Here is a 24,879-nt window from a genome sequence, read left to right on the forward strand (position 1 = left end):
AACGTGACGGGCAAAAAAGCCCGCCAGATTGTCAGGCCGCCTGCCAACCCCCGGAACTCCCCGCTACCACCAGATAATATAGAGCAAGGTCAGCGACAGCCCGATGCAGAAGAGCAGCAATCCGAAAGACAGGCTCCTCTGGATGATATGGTTGGTCTCCCTGAACTGTTCGTTCTTCATTGCCGCCAGGTGCACATAGTCCCTGTGGACAGGATTCTTTCTGCGCCAGGTGCGGTTGCCCAGGCTCTGGAAAGCGTTCAGCGCGACTCCCAGCTTTTCCGTGAACACATTCCCCTCCGGCCGTTCATAGGGCAGCGGGCTGTCCCGGTAAAGGGTCTTTCGCAGAAACACCACCAGCCCGTCCACAAGGCTGTCCAGTATCCGGCAGAACACCCCGGCCACGGCAGACAAGGTCTTCAGAATCGCCGGACTGCTCAGAAGCCTGTGAAGCAGCCCGCACAATCCCCCGAGCAGCCAGGGCAGAAAGCGCAGCAGCAGCGGCCTGTACAACAGCTCCTCCAAATCCAGCCATTCCGGCCACGCATTCACATATTCCCCCTCAGCGTTCCGCAGCGCCCTGCGGATAAAGAACAGATACACCAGCCCGCCGATTCCAATAGATATCAATCCGCCCTTAAGATTTCCAAAGCTAAAATAATGCACCTGGTGCCCCGTCTCCTCCAGCCGGAAGAACCCCTGTGCCAGCTGCGCCGCCCTGTCCATCAGGGCATGCGGGCACAGGCCCCACGCCAGCAGAACGGCTGCGCTCCCCGCCAGGGCAAAGACCGTTGCAGGCTTCATGTAACCTTTCATGCTGTCATATTTCTCTTGCAGCGCAAAATCCCCATTCCTTTCCACGAAGACCGCCACGAACAGCTTCGTCATATAAGCCACCGTGAGCCCCCCGGAGAACAGGAAAATATACTCCACAGCCCTCAGCGCAGCTCCCCCGCCATATTCCACGATGCTCTCGTGCAGCAGGGTCTTGCTGATATAACCGCCAAAAAGCGGAATCCCCCCGATAGCCAGCGCACCGATGAGGAAAATGCACTTCAACAGCGGCTTTTTCCTGCCAAAGCCCCGGATATCGTTCAGGTTCAGGGCATGGGCATTCATGTACACCACCCCGGCGGCCATAAACAGCACCAGCTTTATCAGGGAGTGGTTCACCATGTGTAGAAACGTTCCATGGGTTGCAAATATACGGTATTCCGTCTCCCCTTCTATCCCGGACATGCCCAGCATCCCGATTCCCACCAGGATGAAACCAATCTGGGACATAGAGGAACAGGCCAGCGTCCTCTTCAGATCCACAGAGAACACTGCCAGCAGAGCGCCCCCCAGCATGGTGACCACTCCCAGCGCCAGTATCAGCCCGCTCCATTTCCCGTCCCCGGGAAACAGGCAGCAGCCCAGAATCAGGATACCGTAAATACCCGTTTTGGTCAGAATGCCGGACAGCAGCGCGGAAGCCGGGGCCGGGGCCACAGGATGGGCCTTTGGCAGCCAGATGTGCAGAGGGAAAGCCCCCGCCTTGGCCCCGAAGCCGAAAAGCATGCAGGCCCCGGCCGCATACAGCAGATTCCTCTCCCCGCAGTTCGCAGCGGCGGCGGGCAGTTCGCTGATCGTCAGCGTCCCCAGCTGATAGTACAGCAGGAAAATGCCCATAAGCATCACAAGCCCCCCTGTCACCGCCACGGCCAGGTAGGTGTCTGCCGCCCGCAGCGCCGGCCCGTTCTCCTCCTGGGCCACCCACGTATAGGAGGTGAAGGACATTATCTCAAAAAAGATAAATGTAGTATACAAATCCGCGGACAGGAACACGCCCAGGGTAGCCCCCAAAGTCCACAGCAGAAACAGGTAAAAACGGCTGCGATGGTGCAGATGGGCAAAATATTCCCTGGAGAGAATCGCCGTCATCATCCACATGAACGCCGCCACACAGCCGTAAACAGACCGAAATCCGTCCAGCACGAAACCCAGGCCCAGGCCGCAGATATCCGGAATCTCCAGGACATAGGAAGACTGACTGCTGACGGCAAAATATGACACAGATGTCATAACAATGAATTCCAGCACCACCGAGACGATTACAATGGCATCCCGCAGAATCCCTCCGGTGTGGGGAGCATTTTCTTTCTTTTTTCCGGAAGCATGCCCTGCCAGGTACGCCAGGCCCCCCGCTATAAACGGAAAAAATATCAAAAATCCCAACCCTGTCCCTGATTCCATGCTATCCTCCATACTCTGCTTCTGTCATACTTTCACCTGAGAAGTCCCTTATTTTTCCTCCGCAAAACATGACCTTTTCAGATCTGCCTGCAAAAAATGCCTCAGCCGCTACAGGAACTCTATACTTTGCCGCCTTTATGCTGCCCAATTTGGCGGCTTGTAGCAAATCCTGGGAATATAAGGATACCCAAAGTGCAGAAAGAACCCTGCGGGGAATGTACCCTCTTTTTGATTCAAATCTATCAGGCAATTCTATCAATACCGGAACCCCTTCACACACTCCTCCAACACCCTCACCACAGGCTCGGAATGCAGCCCAAAGCAGAGAATCAACGCCGCCAACACCGCCAGCGGCACCAGCATCTTCCACCCCGGCTCCCGCACATCCTCTACGGCGCTGTAGTCAAAATCCCGCCCCGGGAAAAAAGCCCGCACCACAATGCCAACCATATAAATCGCCGTCAGCAGCGCAGAGACCAGCAAAGCCCCCACCCCCGCATAGGCAAGGGGCTTCCCGCTTTCCACCGCCGCCCTGGCCAGGTACCACTTGCTGACGAAGCCGCACAGCCCCGGCACGCCCATCAGCGCCAGGGTCGCCACCGTAAAACAGCCGAACACCTTCGGCATCTTCCGCCCCAGCCCGTCCAGCTCATAGATGAAATGCCGCCCCGTCTTATGGATCACCGCCCCGGCGCAGAGGAAAGAGCACATCTTCATAAAGGAATGGAACACCAGATGGGTCAGGGCCCCCGTCATCCCCATAGGCGTCATCAGCGCCACCCCGAACAGGATATAGGACAGATTGCTCACCGTAGACCATGCCAGCCGCCTTTTGAAATGGGTCTCCTTCAGCGCCCGGCTGCAGCCGTACAGAATCGTGAACACCACCAGCCCCATCACCGTATCCTGTGCCCAGGTCCCCCGCAGCATCCCGGTTCCGAAGCTGTAATAGGTGACCCGCATCACCGCGAAAGCCCCCGTGTTCACCACCGCCACCGCATGGAGCAGCGCCGTCACCGGAGTAGGGGCCACACCGGCCCTGGGCAGCCAGGCGGAAAACGGCCACATGGCAGTCTTCACGCTGAACCCCCCGAAGCACAGCACATAGACCAGCAGCAGCGTATCCTTTTTCTCCTGGATATGGGCCATGTCCAGCACCCCGCCCGGCACAAAGGAAGAGGTAGTGCCGTAGACCAGCACGAATATCATGCCGATGAACGCAAAGGCCGCGCCCCCCAGCATATAGTACAGATAGCTCCTGCTGGCCAGGGTGGCCTCCCTGGTCCTGGTATGCATCACCAGCGGCAGCGTCACCAGGCTCAGCATCTCGAAGAAGAAGTACATGGTCAGGATATTCTCCGAGAGGGCCACGCCCAGGGTGACGCCGTAGGTGGCCGTGTAGAACAGGAAGAAAGATTCCGCATTCTCCTGCCGCTCCATATACTCAAAGGAGTACAGCTCCGCAAAAGGCCAGAGAAAGGCCACCAGCCCCGCGAACACCGCCCCCGGCCCGTCCAGCCGCAGGGTGATGCTCAAATCATGCATGAAACGGAATACCGTAAGCGTCTTATCGGGCGCATGGAGCAGCATCCACCATACCAGCACAGAGTTGGCGCACACTGCCGTCTCCAGATAAATCCACATAGCCTTTCTGCTCCGAAAGGACAGCAGCGGCAGCAGCAGGGCCGTGAACACAGGCAGGAGCACCACTATCAACATCATGACTTCCCTCATGGCAACCAAACCCTTTCTCCATCGTCATCGCCGAGATATAGTAAACGACATTTCTTAATGCCTGAACGCTCGCTGGCTGCCTATAATACCGATGTGGCAATCTCAGAGGCATATTGAATCAGAGCACCGGGGAAGACTCCCGCCAGCACCGCCAGGGCAGCCAGTATCACAAGGGGCAGCAGCATGGCAAAAGCAGGTTCTTTTCTGCAATCAGCTTTCGCAGCCGGGAAAGCTTCTTCTCTGCCATCAGCCCTTATAGCCAAGGGCGGCTCCTCTTTGCCGGATATTTCCCATTCATGGGATGCTTTTGTCCCGCTTGTCTTTGTACCCTTAGTTGGCTCTCCTACCTCATTCGCAGCCACAGCCGCCGCTCCATGATTTCCCGCCCCGGAATCCGCCGCTGCCGCGTCTCCCGGGAAAAATCCCTTCATGGCCACCGGCAGCAGATATCCGGCCGTCAACAGCGCACTAACCAACAGCACGACAGGCCCCAGCCACGCGAATACTCCCATATCCGACTGCAATGCCCCCTGTGCCAGATACCACTTGCTGACGAAGCCCCCCGTAGGCGGAATCCCCACCAGCGCAAGAGAAAGCAGCAGATAACACCACAGCATCTTCGGCATCCGCTTCCCAATCCCCACCAGTTCCTCCACCCTTGTATAATTGAAATAATAGACGAACACCCCCGCTGTCAGGAACAGGCCGCATTTCACCACCGCATGCACCGCCACATGGAGCATGGCCCCCGTAAACCCATCCGCCGTCAACAGCGACAGCCCGAACATAATATAAGACACCTGGCTCACCGTGGAGTACGCCAGCCTTTTCTTGAAGACCCGCTCCCTGTAGGCCAGCATGGAACCCATGAACACCGTCAACAGCGCCAGCGCCATCCACGTCTGCTGCACCCAGGTCCCCCGGAGAAAATCCGCCCCCACGATATAGAAGACCACCCGCACCACTGCCAGCACGCCGGATTTCACGATGACGCCGGACAATACCGCGGAAGCCGGGGAGGGAGCTACCGGGTGGGCCGTGGGAAGCCAGGCGTGCAGCGGCGCCATGCCGGCCTTTGCCCCAAAGCCCAGCAGCGCGGCGAACACAGCAATCAGCAGAATGCCCTCATGGCCCTGTACGGCCGCCATGTCCAGCGTCCCGCCCGCCGTAAATGTCAGCGAATGGCTGTACCGGTACAGGAAAAAGATGGCGAACAGCCCCCCATACGCGCCGCACAGGGAATAGAACAGATACTTCAGCGCCGCCATCACAGACTCCCGTTTCCCGTTGTGGAGCACCAGCGGCATGGAGACCAGCGTCGTCAACTCATAGAACAGATACATGGTCACCAGATTCCCCGAAAAATCAAAGGCCACAAGCACACCATACAGCATCAGGTAAAATCCGAAATACCGTTTTTCCTTCCCCTCATGCCGCATGTAGACAAAGGCGAACAGCGCCGCCAATACCCATATGACGCTGACCACCGTAACGAACAGCCTGCCCACCGCATCTACGCGGAAGTACACCGGTATCGCGTCCAGCAGCGTGAACAGCACCGCTTCCCTGTCCCCTGTCCAGGCCGCCGCCAGCGCCAGGGCCACGGAAATCCCAAGCACCGCGCCCACATAGGCGCAGAGCCCCGCCGATACGCGATTTTCCCTTTCCGCCCCGGTTCCGGAATCCCCCGCGTCCGAGGCCGCCTGTTCCCGGAAAGCCGAGACCAGCAGTACGGCACCGCCTATCACCGGCAGCGCTATCGGAACCAATAACCATACATCCATCAAAACTTTCCTCCCTAAAAGAGCCCTCAGGCCCCGCTAGTCGAACATCTCAATCCCGCCCTGGATCAGCCGCATAATCGGATCTGAATTCAAGCCCAGGATCAGATTCAGCAGAATAAAACAAATCAATGCCGCCGATTTGGCTGGCTGCTCCCAAATGATTACCTGTCTGCCAGTCCCTCCCACTTCCTGACAGTCACTGGCACTCCTCTCAGAGCCGGCCCCGTTCTCTTCCGCTCTATCCGTCTTTCCTGTCCCATCCCTTTTTCCTATGCCGTCAGCTTTTCCTGTTCCATCAGCCTTTCCTATGCCGTCAGCTTTTCCTGTTCCATCACCTTTCACCGCCTCATAAGCGCCCATTGGCGTATATATCCGGATTACAGTCTTCATGAAATAGACCGCGTTCAGAATGGTACTGATGGCAAGCGCAATGACCGTAGGCAGCATTTTATGGGCATGTCCCACCGCCGCCTGGGCGAAGAACAGCTTGGAAATAAATCCTGAAAACATGGGCATGCCCACCATGGAAAGCGACCCCACCAGGAACGCTGTCCCGGCCAGTTTATTTCGAAATCCCGCTCCCGTGATGTCCGCATATCGGTCACTGCCCCCCGATGCGTCCGAAAGCCCCGAAGCCGCCACGAACAGCAAAGACTTCGTAGCCGCATGGGACAGCACATGGTAGATACTGGCCACAATCCCAGCCTCCGTAGCCAGCCCCAGCCCCATATAGATATACCCGATCTGCGCCACAGAAGAAAAGGCAATCATCCGCCGCAGATTCTTCTCTTTGATAGCGCTCCAGGACCCCATGATCATCCCGATGATGCCGAACACGAACAGCACATTCACCACCTTGCTCTCCGTGACCACATCGAACCCGATCACCCGGCAGAAAATCTTGATCAGCAGAAAAATGTACCCCTTTGACACCAGCGAGGACAGAATGGCCGAAGAAGACAGCGTGGAATACCCATAGGCATCCGGCAGCCAGGCGTGGAAAGGGTACAGGGCGCTCTTGATGGCAAGCCCCACGGACATCAGCCCCAGCGCCACCATCAAAGAAATATGATGCTGCCCGCTTGCAGCCAGCAGCTGCACCTGCTCCCTGATATTGCTCATCAACAGATGCCCCGTGATGGCATACAGATAGCAGATCCCCAAAAGCAGCAGGCCCGACCCCAGCAGGCTCATGATCATATACCGGGTAGCCGCCTCGAAGGTCCTGCCGGTCTGCCGGATCATGATCAGCCCGCAGGCGGAAATCGTATTGATCTCCACGAACACATAAGCCGTGAACAGGTCATTGGTATAGATCAGCGCCAGCAGGGAACACAGCAGTAGATTCACCATCACATAGTACAGGTTCTGTTTACCCTCCTCAATCTCCGTTTCCCGCTCTCTGATGCCCCCCATCATGCACAGCAGCATGATGACGCAGAAAAAGCACGCCATGAAGGCCTCCAGGACGCCCACGCGGATCTCATTCCCCCAGGGAGCCGAAAAATGCCCCATCCGGTACACATAGGGCTGTCCCGCGGAAATGACGTTTTTCAGCACAAAGGCAGACAGGATTCCGATTATCACAATCACCGCCCCGTTCACCCGCCTGGCCCATTTCCCGTCCAGGACAGCGCACAGCGGCCCGGAAAACAGCGACAGGATAATGGACAGGAACGGGAAATTCTGCACGAACGCCATCATTTCCCCTCCTTCTTCAGCCGGGTGCTGATTTCGTCCAGATCCAGCGTGTGGTACCTGCGGTACAGGCGGATGGTCAGGGCCAGCATCAGAGCCGTCACCGACACCGACACCACGATTCCCGTCAGCACCAGCCCGCTGGGGATGGGATTGATATAGGCTTCCACGTCCGTGACCCCGTCCACCACCACCGGCGCTTTTCTGCCCGCGATATAGCCTTTCAGCGCAAGGAACAGATAGGTGGCGGTGTCCATGATATTCAGCCCGATGATCTTCTTGATCAGATTCCGCTGCAGCAGCAGATTGGAGAATCCGATGCCGAACAGAATCATGGCCACGGCCTCCTCATAATTTTCAAATAAATATGTCCAATTCATCTATCTTACCTCCCTGGCAGCGAACCCTTCCGGTGTTGTGCCCATTTCAGGACGATTCCTCAGTAGCCGCCCTTCCGGAACATGGCATAAAAGGTATACATGGTGCCTGCCACCACCACGCCCACGCAGATATTCAGGACTAATATCAGTCCACTGCTCAAGATTGCCCCGGGCGTCCCCAGCGGGATGACGCTCTCAATGTGATTCGCCCCGGTGTAGAAGGAATAGCTCTTCGCCAGGCTGTAGCAGGCCAGCGCGCAGAAGCTCATCCTGCGGTAAGTCCTGGCCGTGAAGAACCGCTCCGTCCTGGCAAAGCCGAAAGCGTTCAGATACAGAATCAATCCGGCTCCGATCACCGCGCCGCCGGAAAAGCCGCCTCCCGGCCCCAGGTGCCCGGCAAGGATGATATAAATGCCGAAGAGAAAGATCGGCGGCACCAGAATCCTGGCCGCAGTCTGCAGTATCACGTCGTCTTTCGGCTCATGGATTCTGTCATTGTCCTCGTCCAGCTCCTGTTCCTTCTCTCCGTCCCTCCGCAGCAGAATCAATACCGTACAGGTAGCGATGAACAGCACATGGGACTCCCCCAGGGTGTCAAAGGCGCGGTAGTCCAGGATCATGCCTGTGACGATGTTCACCGCCCCGGTCTCCTCCAGGCCCTTCTCGATATAGCGCTCCGCCACCTCGTTGTTCACCGGATTCTCCGCATGGCCGAATACCGGCAGGTCCGACACCGCCACCAGCAGCATGGCCACCAGAAAGATGCAGAACAGCACGCTGAACACCTTGTAGAACCTGCGGAATATCCGCACTTCAAAGTTATTCTCCAGATCATAGACTTTTGTGTTCAGCAGCTTTTCATCCTGTTCCCTGCGCTCCCTGGCCTCTTGGCTCTCCGCAAAAGCCGCCTGCTTTTGCATCTCCACCTCTCCCACAAAAGGATCCTTCGTGCCCTCAAGCCAGCGTCTGAATTGACAGGAAAAGGTCTTTTGATACTTCTCCTCAGGTATTTTCCTGCTCATTGGCATTCTCCTCCTGCGAACTTTCCTTCTTGATGATGGCGTTGATTTTTTTCAGGGTCACCAAAAACAGGACCGTGGTGACGCCCGCTCCCACCGCTGCCTCCGTAATCGCCAGGTCGGGGGACTCCAGCAGCACCCAGATAATGGACATGATCAGGCTGTAGGACATGAAAATCAATATGGTGTTCAAAAGCTTTTTGGACAAACTGGCCGCAATGGCGCAGACCACCAGAAATCCCAGCAAAATACAGGTAAATATCGTCACAATTCCCGCCTCCTTTGGGCTTCTGTCACTTTCACGGCCCCGGGGACATCCATGCCCTCTCCCGGCTTTCCGCTCTGCGCTGCTCCGGGCGGCTTTGTCCCGGCCATATCGCCAGCGCTGTCCCCAGCATCCAGCTCCAGAATCCTGTAATGCTTCGCGCTCTCCTCATTGGTGCTCACCTCCAGCCTGGCAATCAGGTGGGAGGACACCGGAGAGGAGAACCACAGAAACACAATCACCAGAAACAGCTTCAGGGATGTAAAATTGAATCCGCTGACGACAATCAGCCCTGACAGCGCGAACCCGATGCCTAAAGTATCCCCGATAGCTGACGCGTGCATCCGGTTCAGCACATACCGGAACCGGAACACCCCTATGATTTCGATGATAAAGGTTCCCAGCCCGCACAAAAGCAGTCCGCCGCCAACCAAAAAACGTATCCATTCCAGCACAGCCATCTCCTGTCCTCCTGTCTCCCGTCCGTCTCCCCGCTCCTATGCGCCTGCGGGAAAGCTCCCGGCGCCGTAGTTTCCGGGCCGCCTACAGCCTGTCCTGAGCCTCTTCCCCTTTTTCCGCTTTTATTACTGCATTATTGTCTTCTTGTCCTTTCTGCTTTTCCTCCAGATACACTCCCATATATACCTTGACCAGCACGATCACCGCCAGGAAACTGATCATGGCATAAATCAGGCAGATATCCGCCAGATATCCTTCCTCCAGCATCAGCGCCAGTATGGCGATCATCACGATGACCATGGTGCCCGTCATATTCACCGACACGATTCTGTCCGCCACTCTCGGCCCGATGATGGCCCTCACAAGACATAGTATCACCAGAACCGCCAGCACAATGAGCGCCCCTGTGAAAAATATGTCATAAGCCTTTTCCAGGCTTTCAATCCCTCTTCCCATCCTTATCCTCTCCGCCGCACAATTTATGGAATGGCATAATTTCAGACTCGAATTTTCGTATATATGTCACGAACTCACTGTCCTGAATGCCCACTGCCATGGACTCGTCCAGGCAGTGGACGGTATACTCTGAACCCTCCAGCGTGACCGTGATGGTCCCCGGCGTCAGCGTGATGGCATTGGCCAGCATGGCTTTTCCCGCCTGGGATTTCAACTCCGTGCGAAAACTCACCAGGGCAGGCTCTATCTCTTCCCTTTGGGTCAATATCATGCGGATTGCATTCAGATTGGCCTTGACGATTTCCGTGACCAGCAGACGGCAGTATTTCAGAAACAGGAAGATATTTTTGTATACTCTCAGTTCTTTTTCCAGGCTGTAATCCACAAATTTACAGGAAAAAGCCAGCAGCGCGCCCGCAATCGCCAGGCCGAACAGACCTATCTCCAGGGTAAATCTGCCATTAAAAATGACCCAAAGCAGAAAATAAATCAAAAACATAAGATACCTCCTTACAAGTGTTTTATTTTAGCACAATCTGTCCCAAAGTAAAGAGTTTTTGATAACTGCTTTGTTTCCATAATAAAAAAAGCAACCCTCGGGCTGCTTTTTTGCATGCTTTTCGCACTGTTTCCGCTATATGACTTCAATCCGCTCAAAATATTTAATCAGGATATTTGCGCAGTTCTCTATCCCGAACTGGGAGGTGTCCAGTATCATGTGATAGTTGTTCACATCCCCCCAGACCCTTCCGGTATGTCTGTAATAGTACTCGCTGCGAGCCCTGTCGTTCTCCTCCAGCATGGCTTTCGCCTCTTCGTAGGACAGGGATTTCAGACCCATGACGCGCCGAATCCGATCCTCCTTGTCGGCACAGACATAAATATTGAACACATTCCCTTGATCCCGCAGGATTTCCGAGGCGCAGCGCCCTAAAATGATGCAGGGATGGGACGCAAGCTCCTTTATCAGCTCTGTCTCATCCGCATAGCTGTGGCCCTCCAGCTCATGCTCTATGTATGCCTTGTCATACACCGGAATGCCCAGCTTCCCGGACAATTCCGCCGCAATCGCGCTGGCACCGGTTCCAAACCTCCGACTCATGGTAATCACCAGATTCATACTCGTTCCTCCCCATTCGGCCGCTTCCTGTCACGTATGGACTCATTATACCACATTTCGCGCTTTGTTACAAGCCTGCAGCAAAGCCAAGTTATGGCATTTTACTATTTAAGCAGTATAAATCACCTGGATGAAACGGGGCAGATGCAGGCAGGACGGAGCATGGAAGCACAGATGCCTGTCTGTTCCAGCAGCCCTGTCTCCGGATTCATCCGGAGCACCGTAATCTTATCAGAACCCTGATTGGCGATTACCACATATTCTCCCATAATGGCAAAGTCTCTCGGAATCCTCCCGCCCGCAGGGACAATCTGCTGCAATGAAAGGCTGCCGTCTTCCTGTATCGAAAAGACCGCTATGCTGTCATGTCCCCGGTTGCTGACAAACAGGCAATCCTTCCGGATCCGGATAGCCGCCACTGTATTTTCCCCGGAATAAGATTCCGGCAGCGTGGACACAGCTGCCTCCAGCACATATTCCCCTCCCTTTTCCCGAAAGAGGGCCACGCTGCTGCCCAGCTCGCAGGCCACATAGACAATCCCGGGAATCTCCGGATGGAACGCAAGATGCCTTGGCCCTGCACCGGCCGGAAGCCGGAGCGCCTTTCCCGTATCTGTCAGGGTTCCCGCAGCCGCATCCAGGAGATATACGAATACCGTATCCGTCCCCAAATCCACCGCAAAGACCTGTTCCCCCATGACTTCGGTAAAATGGATATGCGGCCCCTCCTGCCTGACAGGGTCGCTGCCGCTGCCTGTATACCGGAGGAATTCCGTCATCTGAACAGGCGCTCCGCCCTGGTTCAGCCTGTAAACGGCCAGGGACCCGCTGGTGTAGTTTGCCGCGAAAAGGTGCTTCTCTTTTTCGTCCAGACAGATATGGCAGGGGTCTGCTCCTTTTGTGGACAGACCGGCCGCAGGTTCCAGTCCCTGCTCTCCGATTCTGAAAGCCAGAATCCTGCCCTCCGGCATCAGCTCTTCTACAGAATACAACATTGTCTTCGCAGCATTCATGCCGATCCAGGAGGGATTTTCCGCCCCGCGATATCCATAGAGTTTCGTTATCTGTCCGGTTTCAGCATCTAAAGAAAACCTTGCGATAGTTTCTTCCTCTGCGGTTCCATAGGAACCTGCCCAAAATTCATATCTCATCCGAAACGCCTCCTTACAGGGATTGCCTTTATGCACAAGACCGCCCGTTCCTCACAGGAATATAGCCATTGTAACATCTTTCCGGCATATCCGCAATATCCCTGACCCGGCGTCGCAAATCACCCATCGCAAGTCAAGGCACCCGGGCCCTCATAAGGCAACGGAACCAGGCCCCGTTTCCCCTCCTAATCCCACCATAGGGTAAATCTGTGTTCTTATACACTTTATCGCGCTGGTATGGCCGGCCTGCCCTGCTGCTGTATTTTCTGTTTTATATGACAGGTTTCGTTATCTTTTATGATATGCTCTACCTCCTCCCCCGGCCATGACATCTGCTCATTGAACGTCATCTGGAAGTAGACCGCTTTGTGAATCTGGTCAATCATATCTGCCCCCGGTCTTTCCTGTTTGATTATTATCATTTTATCTCAAACATACATAATGCATGATCTGTCTTGAACTTTTCAAGTTTAGCTACTTTAATATCTATTCCATTCGTAATTTCATAAGCTGAACTTATAAAGAAATTATCAATAGATGATTTATCTCTAAAATCAGTGATAACGTTACATGGAATCAATGTAATGTATTGACAACCTCTTAACTGTTGCGGTTTATCCCTCATTTCTCCTCTACATTCATACGCATTGAAATCACCTGCTAAAATCGTATGTTTTCTTTCTTTATAACTATTAAAAATCATATTCCACATCTCATCATTCGGTTTCATATGCAGACCTAATAAAGTCAAATCACCATATTGAAGTTCAACCATTCTGTTCCCATAAGGGTATCCTTTCTCATATGATATGATTTCCCGGTCGATATACTTCCACAAACTGTCCTTTTTGCTAAGCGCAACGGTACACTGCCTTGAATCAATCAGATGCTTAGGCCTAAAAACCCTGTAATCATTTTCTTCAAAATAGCTTATAAATCTCTCGTAAAAAGCATTTTCATGCCATGTTCTATATATTCTGTCCCAAATTTTATGCGGCACCTCCTGTAAAATAATGATGCTTTCAGTATCATTGATGCTTTCGTCAATCAGCTCCTTTAAACATCTCAAATTTGTCTCAAATTCTTCCTCCGGCAAAACATAACCCATTTTCTCCAAACCACGCAATCCGTTTATATTTAATGTAAATATCCTCATCATATGACCCTCCAATCTCACGCCTGTCCGCTTTCGCCAAAAAGCTCTTCCTTCACTCTCCCTATCGCCTGTTCTGCGCTTGCTTTTCCGAGAAGAACAGAAAAGACAGGTATGCTCAGCCTGTCCATCAGTTCCGGGCAGGCGGCGGTGATATAATCCTCCGTTTCCAACGGTGCCATTTCATAAAAATCCAGAGGAATCATGGTTGTGAGCGTGATATCGAAGCAATCGTCCTCCGTAATGTAGAACCGCGGCGTATAAAGGTAGCCGGGGCGGTAAAGGGCGCCGCCTTCCCCATCGTCCATACAGATCCACACTCTGGCATTGCAGAAATTCAGCAGCCGCATCAATTCGCCACGATGCCCACTTTCCCTGCACCACTGTGCCCCATTACAGTTATAGTATACCCGGCATTCCATGACATCCGGATAGAACCAGATACAGGCCTCGAGTACCTTGTCCGGACAGTTCTCGCAGCCCTTGTACAGTATGGTGTATCGGCTTATACCGTCGTCCTCATCTTCCTGGTGCCTTATAAAATGCTCCTTCAGGTATTGTCCAATTTTCGCTTTTGCCTGTATGTTGGTCATAGATAATCCTCCTTCGGTTTTTATAATTCCAGAAAAACGTTTCTCTGGAATTACTTTATCACAGTTTCACGAAAGTGTCAATAGTATTTTAGATATAATGCTATCCGTATTTTTATCTTGATTTCTTTCCGCAAAAGTGTTATAGTAATGTGAGAAACAAAAATAATTCCTTATCAGATTTCAATTTATTTTATAAGTGATGAAGTTTTTTCGAATACTTCCGAAAAGAGGGGAAAAATGATTGATTATTTCATAACACTTAAAATGGCAGATTCATCTATGCCGATAACGAATGAAATGGAAGAGCTGATATCCCAGTGCGCACATGAGGCCTGTTTGACAACTGTATCTCGCAAAAATAAACGCACTTTCTCTGTCGAAAAAAGAATAGACGACTATACTCTTGTGATAAAATTACGGAGCCGTGACACAATAATCAGTCCGACAAGAACGATGTCTACACTCACGCGCGCAGTGATTCATAATGAAAAACTGTACTCACTTGTCAAGAATCATGTCGTCAATGGCCAAATATTTAATACAGCTTTATTGAACGTACAGGATGCCCAAATTATACACATACCTGATACTCAAATAGTTTCTGAAATTATTTCCATATTTTTTAAAAAAGATTATTTACCAAAGGAAGAAGGATTGGTTGAGGAAACTGCTGCTAAAATAAGAAAGTTAATCATCGAATATAAAAACCGGCAATCCGCCCTCTGACCGCACAGGATCAAAACAAAAGGAAATCCGAACGGAGAGGCTACCTCCTATTAACCATGCAAAAACCCCACAGTCAGTGTCTGTGAGGTTTTTCTTTATCGGCCAGGCCATGAATTGTAACCGCAAGTCACGGCACAAATCACCGGCCCAGCGCCCACAGATTCCGAATCTGGCCCCGCAGCGTGTCGAAATCCCACTGCCTGCTGCTGTTGCTGTTGCGGTTGGGGTCATTTACATAAAAGCCGTTGGCATCATAGCCCCGGATCAGGATGAAATGTCCGTCCGTGGTAAAGTCCCCCGGGCCCATGCTGCAGACAACCAGATTTCCGGCATCCAGCGCCCGCTCCATGACGCTCTGGTCCAGGGGCAGCTCCTCACCGGAAAGCCCCAGTTTCCCCACGCCCTCTGTCCACAGCGTCCATTTGGTCCCCTCCTCCACGCAGTACCCATTGTCATCCGCAAAGGCAGCCATCTCTCTGGGCGTCATGGAGATGTCCCCGGTAAAATGCAGATAGGCCATGGTCAGGCAGACCGGCCCGCAGCCCGCAAGCCCGATCATATTGTCGCCGTAGGCATTGTAGCCCCATCGCTTGTCCCACTGCATCAGGAGGGGCACGTCGCCGCTTTGGAGCTCCTGCGTCAAATCTACGGGCTGGTTCATATACTTTTCCCGGTCCGGATAGGATTTCACATAGTCCGCGGTCTCCTGGTTTTTTTCCAGCAGTTCCGAAAGCTTTTCCGCATATTTGTCCGCGCAGGTGGTTTGACCGGTTCCCTCTTCGGCAAAAATGCTCTGTTTCGCTTTCCCGGCTTCATCCATACCAGGCAGCCCCCCCGCTGCCAGACTGATTCCGTCTTTGACCACTGTAAGGATTCCGAAAAGCAGCGCGAGTCCTACCGCAAATTTCAACAGGCGGATGGCCCGTCTTCTCTTTCTGCGCCTTTCGCGCATAGCTTTTTGTGCGGCAGTCGTCCGGGAGCCTGCTTCTGTCCGGTTCCTTTGCCCATTGTTTTGCCGCCTGGCATTTTCCTGTCTGGCAGTCTGTCGTCTGCCATCCTCGCGGATGACGTTATTCCGTCTATCTATTCTTCTTTCTGCGTATCCCCTTGCGCTTTGTCCCTCATACTGATATCGTCTCACCTGTGCGGGCTGTCTTTCATATTGTCCCCCGGCTCCGGGCTGTCTTTCGTATCCTCCCATCCCCCGGGACGGTCTTTCATATCTTTTCGTCCCTTCCGGACGTCTCTCATAGCGCCGTCCTGCACCGGGCTGTTCCCTGTATTGTCCCGCCGTCTTTCTGTGCATTGTATCCCTTTCCATCGCTGTAATGCTTCCGGTCATAAAAAATCCCTCCTGCTTTCCCATAACAGAAACCGCTTCAAAATTTCTCTTATCCAGCATTCATTATAGGAAACAGAAAGGATTTGTTTTTTACTTTTCTATTGTGTAAATATTAAGATTTAATAAAGCTTTGGCCGCCTTTCGCCGGCAAGCTGGTCCACATTCAGCTTTTCCGCATTGCCGAAGACCAGATATCCAGTCCCGTTATAGTATTCGTAGCCTACGATTTCCTGTTGCGTCCCGGTCTCCCTGCCTTCCCCGGGCAGGTTTATCTTTGCTCCGATCGGATATTGCTGCACCATCTCCAGAAATGATATCATTGCCGTCCATCTCCCCTTTCCTCTGCATGGCCATCGGTTCCGCCCAACGGCCATGCTCTTTGACTCAGACTTTTGATTTTATAAAAGTCTTGCCAGTTTCAGGGGATTTATACAGGGCCTGCAGGCTCCAGGCTTTTCACGTATTCCCGGAAATCCACCACGCTGTCTGTCCTTCTGGATTCCTCCGCGGCGAACACAATCAGATGGCCCTCGCAGGATTCCTCAATGGTGGAAATGGCCGAGCCGGTATAGGTTCCGCAGAGATAATCGTACAACGTCTCAATGATCCCCTCGTCCCCGCCGTTGTGGCCACCGCTTAACTCGCCCTCCGCGTTGGGGTCGATGAACTCGGTCTTCCTGGTCTCAAGGTCAAAGAATTCCACCAGCTTATTGTTCTCGTCCGCATGAATCTCGCCTTTCGTCCCCATGATGTGGGTCGCGCGGCCGCCTTTGGTGAAGGCGCTCATGGTAAAGGTGGCTGTCACATTCCCCTCGAAGAGCATATTGACGGTCTGGTGGTCCACCACGTCGTTGTCGCAGTGGAAGATGCATTTCCCGAACTGGTTGGTATGCAGCGCCTGCGCCACCAGCTCGTCGGAAGGATTTTCCACACGGGTAGCTGTAACCCGCCAGTCGCTCCCCTTGTCCTCCAGGTAGAGCTTCACTGCGTTATAAGGACAATGATCCCCCTCCGGGCACCCGTCGATACAGTATTCGGGAGCACCTGCAGGCGCGTTCTCCTCCTTGAAATAAGTAAGGTCACCGAAAGACTGTACTTCAATGCACGGTTTTCCGATGAGCCATCGCAGGATGTCCGTGTCATGACAGGATTTCTGCAACAGCATACAGGAGCTGCGGGTGCTGTTGCCCCAGTTCCCCCGCACAAAGCTGTGGCTCTGGTGGACGTTGCCCACGCATTCCTCATGATTGACGGAGATGATCCGCCCCACCCTGCCGCTGTCCACCAGCTGCTTCAGGCACTGGAACAGCCGCGTGAAGCGAAGCACATGGCACACCACGATGCGAACTCCATTCTCCCGGGCCGCCAGCGCAATCCGGCGGCATTCCTCCGGAACCGTCGATACCGGCTTCTCCAGCAGGATGTCGTACTTCTGCGCGATGGCCGCCATCGTAGGCGCGTAATGATCCCGATCCATAGTGGTAATCATTGCCAGATCCGCAATCTTTCCAAGCTGCAGAAGCGGCTCCCAGCTCTCGAAGCACATTTCAGGCAAAATGGCATGCCGTTCCCGGATAAATTCGCGGAAACTCTCGTTGGGCTCGGCCACCGCCACCACTTCATATTTGTCCGGCATGTCCAGCATGGTTTTTGTATAACCCTTTCCCCGGTTTCCTGCTCCGATTAGAATTACTTTTAATTTTTTCATTGCAAATATCTCTCCCTGTTCTTGTGCGGCATAATAGCTGCCTTGTCATCCGGAAATACGAAAGCTTCTCTTTGATTCCACTGCCCGCAAGCACCATGAAATCGCTTGGCGGGCGCGTAGTCGGCGACGGAATCCCATCCTCCTCATTCCTTAAAATATACCGCCTTTCCAGTGCGGGCGGATTCATAGATCGCGTCCAGGATTCTCGTGACCACAAAAGCCTGCTCCGGCTTCACCAGCAGTTCGCCCTTCCCCTGTACGGCATCCAGCCAGACAGTGCACTCGAAGTCCGACTCGTTCATCACCGCTGCACCCTCAAAGAAAGCCACGCCCGACGGTGTCGTCGTCTCCGGCTTTGTGACCGTCTGCTTGTCAAAGACGATATGATTGATGCGCAGCCCGTCGTTCATATCCGCGCCGGCCTTGGTTCCGCACAGCGTGGTCTTCGCCTCGCCTACATCCAGGATGTTCAGCGCCCAGGACGTCTCTACCACGATTACCGCTCCGTTCTTCATCGTGACAAAGCCGAACGCCGAATCCTCCACCTGGTAATCCTCATTGTCCCAGGGCGTAAAGCCATTGCCCTGCTCGCCGGGCTTTAACAGACGGCCCAGCTTCTCAAAACTCGCCCCCATCACGCTATAAGGCTCATAATTATCCATCATCCAGAGAGTCAGGTCCAGGGTATGGGTACCAATGTCAATCAGCGGCCCACCGCCCTGCAGCGCCTTATTCGGGAATACGCCCCATGTGGGAACGCCCCGGCGGCGGATGGCCTGTGCCCTGGCATAATAAATTTCACCCAGCCGGCCGGCTTCGCACATCTTCTTGAGCACCTGGCTGTCCTGGCGGTAACGGTTCTGATAGCCGATGGTCAGGAGCTTCCCGCTCTTCTTCTGCGCATCCAGCATCTTCTGTGCGTCCGACGTGGTGGCAGCCATGGGCTTCTCGCACATGACGTGCTTGCCGGCCTCCAAAGCGGCCACAGTCAGCTCACAGTGGGAGACGTTGGGCGTCAGCACATGGACGACCTCAATCTCCTTCTCCGCCAGCAGCTCCCTGTAATCGGTGTACACCCGGGCATCCGGTGTCCCATACTGCTTTGCGGCCTTCTCGGCGCGTTCCGGAATCAGATCGCAGAACGCCACCATCTCTGCCCGGCTGCTCTGGTGGGCGAGAGACGGAAGGTGCTTTCCCTCCGCGATGCCGCCGCATCCGATGATACCAATCTTCAATTTATCACTCATAATGTTTTCCTCCTAATTTTAATGAAGCAAATCCCGGAATCCTCTGTCCTCTTGTAATGCGGCTCTTTTCCAGGCACTTTTTCTGCCTCAATGCCTGGTTCTGTTCCCTGAGATTCTGAGAGCCTATCCTATCATGAAAAAAGAATCTCCCTGCGTTGCCAGCGCCTTTATTTATAGATATATACCCCAGTCGCACCCCCGAATTTCTTGCCCCTGCGAATCCAGTCCGCATAGGCGCGCCGCAGCGAGGTATCCTGTGGCAGCTGATCCACGTCGCCCGTATACTCCTTGTCGAACAGCCTCCAGGCATCGTAATAATCATCCGACTCCCAGGATTTCACCAAATCGAATGTAGTGATAAAAGCGTACAGATTCGAATCCGGCGAAAGCACCTCCAGATTGTCAGGATACAGGAGCCAAGATGAACATACGAAGACCATCGGGTCGAACCGGTACCGTTCTTTGAAAAAGTCCGCCGCCAGGTCATAGGAGCGCTCCATGCTTTCTCTGTCCAGCCTCTCCCCCGTGCGGGGAATGTGGACGATAGCCATGGGAGTGCCCGGCTCCAGGACAAGGCCGTCCTTCTCATAACGAAAATCCAGGACTCTGGGTTCAAACTGCAGCTTCAGGAAGCCGAACCTGTCCATCTGGAAGAAACCTTCGAACCACTCTCCCACGAACGTGCCCCATATACCGCGCACCAGCCAGCACTCCATCAGCTTCCACTTCAAGTCGCTCATACTGGTGAACCAAATCTGCTCGTCTATGCCGGCCTCGCGGTAACACTCCAGCAGATGCCTGGACATGCAGATACAGAGCAGCAGATGCCCCGTGTACTCCTGAACGCCCGCCCCGGCGGCTATCTCGGTCATCTGCTTGAGAAGCGGCCTCATCTTAAGACTGATATCCTTTTCATAGCTCTGCAAAAGCCCCTGAAACGCCTCCCGGCACGACACATCAGCATCAATCCGGTCATATGCCTGGGACAGGACATTCTTCGCTTCCTCCGGATAGGCAAATCTTTCCATAAAATCTTTTAGGTAGGTTTTCACGATTGGCCTCCTTTTTCAATCACAATAGATAAGTTCCGGATCCGCCAGCAGACCGCCCGGCTCCTGTGGAACGATGGCGGAGCTGTAGTCAGCCACATGTTTTGCCAGCGTATTGGTAACTTCAATCACCAGATGATTCGTCCCCGGGCGGAGCAGCCCTGTTACATCGAAACGGTAAGGCGCACCCAGCGCGTAACCCGCATACTCTCCGTTCAGCCATACCTCCGCAATCTCATATACCTGTGAAAGACGAATCTGCGCCCGGACACTGCCTGCCGTCCGGAAACCGCTCTCGCCGCCATTCGCACAGTCTGTTTGGAAATCCGCCTCATAGCGGACAGTGCCGGAAAATGATGGCAGCTCGTCCGGTCCGTTGATATCCAAAAGCGGGGCGTCATCCTTATAAAGCACAGCCTTCGGATAGTTCCGCACATCCGCCAGGGAAATCCGCCAGCGCAGGGAGAGCCTCTGCCGTCGGCCATCCCGGAACGGCTCTTCCGCCCCTGTCACCCAGGCTCCCGCATCCCCGGAAACCCCATTGACCCCCGCAAGGCTGTCAGCCCCCGCAGAACTGTCGGCTCCATCAGGCCTCGGCTCATCCGGGCAAGAGAAGTCCATGCCGCAGACCGTTGTCAGAAGCACCGCCTCCCCCGCCTCCAGGGACAGGGAGACATATCCTTCGCGGCTGTCCTGCCGGAACAGACGGTTGTTCATCACATCAAAGCGGAAAACAGGGCCGTTTACCGGCAGCTTTAAGCAAAAGTCGACACTGCTCCTCTTTTCCTCATTAAAGAGGAAAAAGTAATGTTCCTCTTCCTTACGGTAATGATATACCCGCAGATTCGGACAGACGGGCGTAACCTGTACATCCGCCAGTCCCGACTCCAGAATCCGGGGCGCCAACCCATCCAGAGAGATTGTCTCCCCGGGCAGTTCCATGACGGCCTCCCCCTCCGTAGTCCGCGACGGCTTCTTTCCCACATAGCAGACAGGCACTCCGGCGCTGGAAATTTCCTCGAGCCTTTGCAGGAAATATCCGGGCAGCGCCTCCGCGCCGGGAATCACCAGAGCCCCATACCGCTCCTGCCCGAACCGGATACAGCCGTCCCTGGCATGGCTCTCATCCCGGAAAGCATCGCAGGGCACAACATCCAGGTCAATCTGGCGCTGCATCAGCCGCCGCATAGGCCTCTGGGAGAGCATCGCTCCGCCCCACCACTCGGCGTCCGCCTGGTAAAGCACCAGCACAGAAGCGATGTGTTCTCCTCCGTCCAGCAGATGGCACATCCGGTTCATATAGCGGAACAGATGCCCCATAAAGCGGTACTGGGGATTGTTCCCCTGGGCGTAAAAATGGGGAGGGCTGTCCCATTCCGGAAAGGGACTGTCCGTGAAGGCGTGAGGGGTAAAGCGGTTGATTCCCCGGACCAGACAGTGATCTGCGAGCCATTTCATCAGCCGTACGCCCTCCATCCATCCGTAAGCGCCGAAATTCTCGCACAGGGCGCGCCCCTTTTTCGATGGATCTATATGGGCAAGGGAGGATGCCAGCTTAATCAGCCCATAGTGGAAAAACTCTCCGTCTGTCAGCGAATGGGCGCTGTGCCAGTGTCGGCTGATACCGGCGTAGCCCGGATGAATCTGGTGCATGACGATATCCGCCCCCGCCATGTCCTGCCCTTTCTGCGCCCGGAAGAAATGGCCTGCTCCAGACCCCAAGCGGCTGTGGGAATTGTTGTCCTCCACCTGATGGCCGATGTACTCCACACCGTGAGCATGGCACCAGTCCGAGATTGTCTGGCAAAAGCACTCCGAGAAAAGACGCGAGGCTTCATCCATATACGCATATCGGATTACCTGCGCCTCCAAGCTGCTGTCCGATGCATGGCCAGCCCCACACACCTCCGGGCTACAGCCGGATGCAGGCGGTCTGGCCGCATCCCCGCCCAGCCATAAGGCCGGGAGCAGTCTCCGGTAGTCCTCCCCCAGTCTCTCCCGCAGAGCCTCTCTCAGCTCATCGCTCCAGGGCAAGGGAATATCTTTTCCCGGAAGGGAACTCCACCCGCCGCAGGCAAACTGGGGCTCATCTGAGAAAAATCCCGCGAACACGCCTCCGAACAGATGTCCATAATGCTCATAATGGGGCTGGTAACAGCCCTCAATCTGACAGGCCACCGCCTCTTTGGATATCGGGTTCAGCAAGGCCGATCCACCAGCCGGCAGATGGGAATATACTACAATGATGCTGTACAGTCCTTCCGGAACCGGCCAGTAGACTCTGCCGTCCTTCACACAGTCAGTCAAATCCACCAAATCGGTCACGTCCGTCCGCGCGCGCTCCCACTCAGCGCCGGAATCCAGTCTGCGTCCGGCCACCACCGCCTCCAACCGATCCGTCTCCGGATCGCGCAGCAGGGAATCAATCAGAAAAGAGGCATGCTCATCCGGCCCCAGGGCATCGATTGCCACATAATCCAGCACCCGCCTCCTGTGCTGCGGATACTTGCGGGCAATCAGCCCTCCCGCGTGTCCGGAGGGAAAACTCACATCGTCCAGCACCCAGACGCGCATATTCCTCCTCTGCGCTTCCTCCAGTATGATATCCAGATCCCTCCACCATCCGGGCCCGCCAAAATCCGGATGAGGACGGGACTCCACGCATACCTCCTGGATATTCGCTTCCTGAATCTTCCCCATCAGTTCCCGCAAGACCGGTTCCTCAGCTCCATGCTGCCAGAAAAAAGGCAACAGATAGCTTCCCTCCCGTCCCTGACGAATTTCTTCCACCGCTGACGCCATAGTCCGTCCGCCTCCTTTCCTCTGACCCGGATAATCCGAACCCGGAATTTTACCTTACCACTTAAGCTTCCCCGGCAAAGGGCCTCATTGGCCCCGCCCGATGAAAACGGGCGGACGCATCCCGAACAATGCGCCCGCCCCTACTTCCGTCCCACGACAGGCCGGGCATCCGCTGCTTCGCCTTACTGTTCGCTGGCTGCGGCCTCATAAGTAGTCAAATACCATTCATTTACCTTATCCATGCCCATTTCGGTCACTTTCGCAATGAGATCGTCGCGCATCTTAAAGTATGTTGCCTCGTCCTTGGCAAGAACACATGCCATCATCCCCTCATCCATTACCACATCCACCTCGTTAAGAATCATCTGGAGGTCAGTCGGCAGCGTATTCGCGGCAGCCTGGGCGGGCGCATAGAGGAAATCGTGGTCATAGAGCTCGCCATTCTCGTGCATCTTCATAATCTTTTCCATCATGCTCATTCCATAGTGCGCAGCCACGTCCTTTTCCATTGCTGACGCATATTTCAGGAGGAAACTCTGCTCATCGAACAAATTAGTGCGATATCCGTCCGGGCTTCCCCCTCCGCTTCCATTCCATCCGAACCCGATGCCGGAATCATAGTAGAAATCATTCATTTCCTGATGGGCTATGCAGGCTTCTTCTGTCAGGGTAGGCACTCCATCCACATAATTCCAGGTTTCCCCTTCTAAGCCGCTCGTGACGATGCGGCCTCCCTCTGGAGAAAACAGCCATGTCATGAATTCCATGATGCGGTCGGGATACTTAGTCTTGGAAGAGATACAGCGCAGATTGCCGATACCCAATCCCTTGTTAGCCTCGGATTCCTCAAATGTCATATCTGTGGTGCAGCCTTTCAAAGGGAGCATCTGGAAGCCCCCTGCGACGCCATTGACCGCTTTCTGCGCGGTGGCGTTCCCTGTGATGTCATGATAGAGAGTGGATACATACTGCCCGTTCACCGCCTTCAGGGAGTCAGAGTCGAAATCCTGCAGGAAAGAATCCGGGTCAAGCAGACCGTCCTGGTTCAGCTTCCAGTACATATGGTTATACTGCCAGTTGGGGGATTCCGGATCGGTATAGAGCGCAATCATCTCCTCTGTCTTACAGTCAACAGCCATATAAGGCGTGAGGGGATAATACCCCAGGGAATACGTGTGGTAGAGGGACTGTCCCCGCATCTCGATGGTGGGATAGGCAATGGCATAGACCGGAAGTCCATCGTCCGTGGCAGGCTTCACTGCCACCATATCCACCAGGAGCTGGTAAACCTCATCCACATCGGCATTAAGCTCCGGATAACCTACTTCAGCATATCTCTCCCAATCCACATTCAGCCCCCATTGCTGTGTCCCCAGACTGGCGTCCGGTCCGGCCTCACTATAGCCCATGATTCCGTAGATTTGGTCGCTGTGGAAAACTTCCCTGCGCTGGAAGTCCATCACTTCCTCTATCTTGGTGGGCGGGAAAAGATACTGAGCGGCATTATATTTTTCAATCAGGTCGTCCAACGGCAGGATAAAGCCGGACTCGATGAGCGGAACCACCTCATTGGCCTCGATGATAAAGATGTCCGGAAGGTCTCCGGAAGCCATCAGCGCCTCTTTCCGCTCCGAGATATCCACCACCTCAATAGTAATCCCGAACTTATCATAGATATATTTAGCCACTGAGTTGTCCGGATAATCGTTCCACTGCTGGGGAAGTATCGTCGCCACGGTAATCGTGATGGGCTCCCGGTCCTGTGTCTCCCCGGCATTCCCGGCATCCCCGTTCTCCATACTCTCGCCAGACGATGCCATACTCTCCTGCTGCTCTGCTTTGGATGATTCCCCCTGACTGTCATTGCCGCAGGCTGCCAGACCCACTGTCATTGTCGCCGCCAACGCGACAGCCCAAATCTTTTTGATTGATTTCCTCATAAACTCATCCTCCTTTTTAAG

Annotated in this window: 24 protein-coding genes; 1 reads left to right on the plus strand and 23 read right to left on the minus strand. The window is 54.2% G+C overall.

Going from position 1 to position 24,879, the window contains the following annotated elements:
* Positions 1 to 63: 63 nt before the first annotated feature.
* The 16 genes from NFS35_RS07245 to NFS35_RS07320 all read right to left on the minus strand — a co-directional run bounded on the left by NFS35_RS07245 (position 64) and on the right by NFS35_RS07320 (position 14,044).
* Positions 64 to 2,232 (minus strand): complex I subunit 5 family protein, encoded by a 2,169-nt coding sequence (locus NFS35_RS07245; RefSeq protein WP_251206459.1) that lies wholly within the window; start codon positions 2,230 to 2,232, stop codon positions 64 to 66.
* A gap of 1 nt (position 2,233) precedes the next feature.
* Complete coding sequence (locus NFS35_RS07250) at positions 2,234 to 2,491, minus strand: hypothetical protein (RefSeq protein ID WP_251206460.1); 258 nt, start codon at positions 2,489 to 2,491, stop codon at positions 2,234 to 2,236.
* Positions 2,488 to 3,954, minus strand: a complete 1,467-nt coding sequence (locus NFS35_RS07255; RefSeq protein ID WP_330640090.1) for a complex I subunit 5 family protein — start codon at positions 3,952 to 3,954, stop codon at positions 2,488 to 2,490. The genes NFS35_RS07250 and NFS35_RS07255 overlap by 4 nt, the downstream gene beginning before the upstream one ends.
* Before the next feature lie 92 nt (positions 3,955 to 4,046).
* Entirely contained in the window at positions 4,047 to 5,750 is a 1,704-nt protein-coding gene (locus NFS35_RS07260; protein WP_251206461.1) for a complex I subunit 5 family protein, read from the minus strand.
* 36 nt (positions 5,751 to 5,786) lie between these two features.
* Entirely contained in the window at positions 5,787 to 7,451 is a 1,665-nt protein-coding gene (locus NFS35_RS07265; protein WP_251206545.1) for a complex I subunit 5 family protein, read from the minus strand.
* Positions 7,451 to 7,828 carry a sodium:proton antiporter gene (locus tag NFS35_RS07270; RefSeq protein ID WP_251206462.1) on the minus strand — a complete coding sequence of 126 codons (378 nt, stop codon included), beginning with the start codon at positions 7,826 to 7,828 and terminating at the stop codon, positions 7,451 to 7,453. The genes NFS35_RS07265 and NFS35_RS07270 overlap by 1 nt, the downstream gene beginning before the upstream one ends.
* Before the next feature lie 59 nt (positions 7,829 to 7,887).
* Positions 7,888 to 8,850, minus strand: coding sequence for a hydrogen gas-evolving membrane-bound hydrogenase subunit E (mbhE, locus tag NFS35_RS07275; protein WP_251206463.1), 963 nt, complete (start codon positions 8,848 to 8,850; stop codon positions 7,888 to 7,890).
* Positions 8,831 to 9,115: a hydrogenase subunit MbhD domain-containing protein gene (locus tag NFS35_RS07280; protein ID WP_251206464.1), complete on the minus strand. Its 285-nt coding sequence runs from the start codon at positions 9,113 to 9,115 to the stop codon at positions 8,831 to 8,833. Before NFS35_RS07280 ends, mbhE begins: the two co-directional genes overlap by 20 nt.
* Entirely contained in the window at positions 9,112 to 9,573 is a 462-nt protein-coding gene (locus NFS35_RS07285) for a cation:proton antiporter (protein WP_251206465.1), read from the minus strand. Before NFS35_RS07285 ends, NFS35_RS07280 begins: the two co-directional genes overlap by 4 nt.
* Before the next feature lie 82 nt (positions 9,574 to 9,655).
* On the minus strand, positions 9,656 to 10,027 hold the full coding sequence (locus NFS35_RS07290) for a monovalent cation/H+ antiporter complex subunit F (protein ID WP_251206466.1): 372 nt from the start codon (positions 10,025 to 10,027) through the stop codon (positions 9,656 to 9,658).
* A complete protein-coding gene (locus NFS35_RS07295) occupies positions 10,011 to 10,526 on the minus strand; it encodes a Na+/H+ antiporter subunit E (RefSeq protein ID WP_251206467.1) in 516 nt (171 codons plus the stop codon). Before NFS35_RS07295 ends, NFS35_RS07290 begins: the two co-directional genes overlap by 17 nt.
* A gap of 135 nt (positions 10,527 to 10,661) precedes the next feature.
* Complete coding sequence (locus tag NFS35_RS07300; protein WP_251206468.1) at positions 10,662 to 11,147, minus strand: cytidylate kinase-like family protein; 486 nt, start codon at positions 11,145 to 11,147, stop codon at positions 10,662 to 10,664.
* Between the two features lie 122 nt (positions 11,148 to 11,269).
* Positions 11,270 to 12,298 carry a lactonase family protein gene (locus NFS35_RS07305; protein ID WP_251206469.1) on the minus strand — a complete coding sequence of 343 codons (1,029 nt, stop codon included), beginning with the start codon at positions 12,296 to 12,298 and terminating at the stop codon, positions 11,270 to 11,272.
* A gap of 224 nt (positions 12,299 to 12,522) precedes the next feature.
* Positions 12,523 to 12,720 carry a hypothetical protein gene (locus NFS35_RS07310; RefSeq protein ID WP_251206470.1) on the minus strand — a complete coding sequence of 66 codons (198 nt, stop codon included), beginning with the start codon at positions 12,718 to 12,720 and terminating at the stop codon, positions 12,523 to 12,525.
* On the minus strand, positions 12,717 to 13,457 hold the full coding sequence (locus NFS35_RS07315) for an endonuclease/exonuclease/phosphatase family protein (RefSeq protein WP_251206471.1): 741 nt from the start codon (positions 13,455 to 13,457) through the stop codon (positions 12,717 to 12,719). Before NFS35_RS07315 ends, NFS35_RS07310 begins: the two co-directional genes overlap by 4 nt.
* Positions 13,458 to 13,471: 14 nt before the next feature.
* The gene (locus NFS35_RS07320; RefSeq protein ID WP_251206472.1) at positions 13,472 to 14,044 is read right to left on the minus strand and encodes a YbjN domain-containing protein; all 573 of its coding nucleotides are present in this window, start codon (positions 14,042 to 14,044) and stop codon (positions 13,472 to 13,474) included.
* A gap of 237 nt (positions 14,045 to 14,281) precedes the next feature.
* Between NFS35_RS07320 and NFS35_RS07325 the strand changes: the two genes are divergently transcribed.
* Positions 14,282 to 14,770 (plus strand): hypothetical protein, encoded by a 489-nt coding sequence (locus NFS35_RS07325; RefSeq protein ID WP_251206473.1) that lies wholly within the window; start codon positions 14,282 to 14,284, stop codon positions 14,768 to 14,770.
* 139 nt (positions 14,771 to 14,909) lie between these two features.
* Here NFS35_RS07325 and NFS35_RS07330 read toward each other — a convergent pair whose 3' ends face one another.
* From NFS35_RS07330 to NFS35_RS07360, 7 genes are all read right to left on the minus strand, one after another.
* Complete coding sequence (locus tag NFS35_RS07330) at positions 14,910 to 16,112, minus strand: C39 family peptidase (protein ID WP_251206474.1); 1,203 nt, start codon at positions 16,110 to 16,112, stop codon at positions 14,910 to 14,912.
* A 119-nt stretch (positions 16,113 to 16,231) separates the two neighbouring features.
* Positions 16,232 to 16,432, minus strand: coding sequence for a hypothetical protein (locus NFS35_RS07335; RefSeq protein ID WP_251206475.1), 201 nt, complete (start codon positions 16,430 to 16,432; stop codon positions 16,232 to 16,234).
* 107 nt (positions 16,433 to 16,539) lie between these two features.
* Positions 16,540 to 17,820, minus strand: coding sequence for a Gfo/Idh/MocA family protein (locus tag NFS35_RS07340; RefSeq protein ID WP_251206476.1), 1,281 nt, complete (start codon positions 17,818 to 17,820; stop codon positions 16,540 to 16,542).
* 143 nt (positions 17,821 to 17,963) lie between these two features.
* A complete protein-coding gene (locus tag NFS35_RS07345) occupies positions 17,964 to 19,067 on the minus strand; it encodes a Gfo/Idh/MocA family protein (RefSeq protein ID WP_251206477.1) in 1,104 nt (367 codons plus the stop codon).
* A 167-nt stretch (positions 19,068 to 19,234) separates the two neighbouring features.
* A complete protein-coding gene (locus NFS35_RS07350) occupies positions 19,235 to 20,119 on the minus strand; it encodes an acyltransferase domain-containing protein (protein WP_251206478.1) in 885 nt (294 codons plus the stop codon).
* Between the two features lie 15 nt (positions 20,120 to 20,134).
* Positions 20,135 to 22,918 (minus strand): glycosyl hydrolase, encoded by a 2,784-nt coding sequence (locus NFS35_RS07355; RefSeq protein ID WP_251206479.1) that lies wholly within the window; start codon positions 22,916 to 22,918, stop codon positions 20,135 to 20,137.
* Positions 22,919 to 23,100: 182 nt separating this feature from the next.
* Complete coding sequence (locus NFS35_RS07360; protein ID WP_251206480.1) at positions 23,101 to 24,858, minus strand: type 2 periplasmic-binding domain-containing protein; 1,758 nt, start codon at positions 24,856 to 24,858, stop codon at positions 23,101 to 23,103.
* Positions 24,859 to 24,879: the final 21 nt, after the last annotated feature.

Origin of the sequence: Acetatifactor aquisgranensis (genome assembly GCF_943193215.1) — a bacterium.
GTDB lineage: Bacteria > Bacillota > Clostridia > Lachnospirales > Lachnospiraceae > Acetatifactor > Acetatifactor aquisgranensis.

Coding starts and splice junctions, on each gene's coding strand:
- NFS35_RS07290 (WP_251206466.1), bottom strand. CDS start 10,027: ATGGGAAGAGGGATTGAAAGCCTGGAAAAGGCTTATGACATATTTTTC.
- NFS35_RS07325 (WP_251206473.1), top strand. CDS start 14,282: ATGATTGATTATTTCATAACACTTAAAATGGCAGATTCATCTATGCCG.
- NFS35_RS07355 (WP_251206479.1), bottom strand. CDS start 22,918: ATGGCGTCAGCGGTGGAAGAAATTCGTCAGGGACGGGAGGGAAGCTAT.
- NFS35_RS07285 (WP_251206465.1), bottom strand. CDS start 9,573: ATGGCTGTGCTGGAATGGATACGTTTTTTGGTTGGCGGCGGACTGCTT.
- mbhE (WP_251206463.1), bottom strand. CDS start 8,850: ATGAGCAGGAAAATACCTGAGGAGAAGTATCAAAAGACCTTTTCCTGT.
- NFS35_RS07270 (WP_251206462.1), bottom strand. CDS start 7,828: ATGAATTGGACATATTTATTTGAAAATTATGAGGAGGCCGTGGCCATG.
- NFS35_RS07260 (WP_251206461.1), bottom strand. CDS start 5,750: ATGGATGTATGGTTATTGGTTCCGATAGCGCTGCCGGTGATAGGCGGT.
- NFS35_RS07245 (WP_251206459.1), bottom strand. CDS start 2,232: ATGGAATCAGGGACAGGGTTGGGATTTTTGATATTTTTTCCGTTTATA.
- NFS35_RS07320 (WP_251206472.1), bottom strand. CDS start 14,044: ATGACCAACATACAGGCAAAAGCGAAAATTGGACAATACCTGAAGGAG.
- NFS35_RS07305 (WP_251206469.1), bottom strand. CDS start 12,298: ATGAGATATGAATTTTGGGCAGGTTCCTATGGAACCGCAGAGGAAGAA.
- NFS35_RS07300 (WP_251206468.1), bottom strand. CDS start 11,147: ATGAATCTGGTGATTACCATGAGTCGGAGGTTTGGAACCGGTGCCAGC.
- NFS35_RS07345 (WP_251206477.1), bottom strand. CDS start 19,067: ATGAGTGATAAATTGAAGATTGGTATCATCGGATGCGGCGGCATCGCG.
- NFS35_RS07265 (WP_251206545.1), bottom strand. CDS start 7,451: ATGGCGTTCGTGCAGAATTTCCCGTTCCTGTCCATTATCCTGTCGCTG.
- NFS35_RS07255 (WP_330640090.1), bottom strand. CDS start 3,954: ATGATGTTGATAGTGGTGCTCCTGCCTGTGTTCACGGCCCTGCTGCTG.
- NFS35_RS07340 (WP_251206476.1), bottom strand. CDS start 17,820: ATGAAAAAATTAAAAGTAATTCTAATCGGAGCAGGAAACCGGGGAAAG.
- NFS35_RS07310 (WP_251206470.1), bottom strand. CDS start 12,720: ATGATAATAATCAAACAGGAAAGACCGGGGGCAGATATGATTGACCAG.
- NFS35_RS07330 (WP_251206474.1), bottom strand. CDS start 16,112: ATGACCGGAAGCATTACAGCGATGGAAAGGGATACAATGCACAGAAAG.
- NFS35_RS07315 (WP_251206471.1), bottom strand. CDS start 13,457: ATGATGAGGATATTTACATTAAATATAAACGGATTGCGTGGTTTGGAG.
- NFS35_RS07335 (WP_251206475.1), bottom strand. CDS start 16,432: ATGATATCATTTCTGGAGATGGTGCAGCAATATCCGATCGGAGCAAAG.
- NFS35_RS07295 (WP_251206467.1), bottom strand. CDS start 10,526: ATGTTTTTGATTTATTTTCTGCTTTGGGTCATTTTTAATGGCAGATTT.
- NFS35_RS07360 (WP_251206480.1), bottom strand. CDS start 24,858: ATGAGGAAATCAATCAAAAAGATTTGGGCTGTCGCGTTGGCGGCGACA.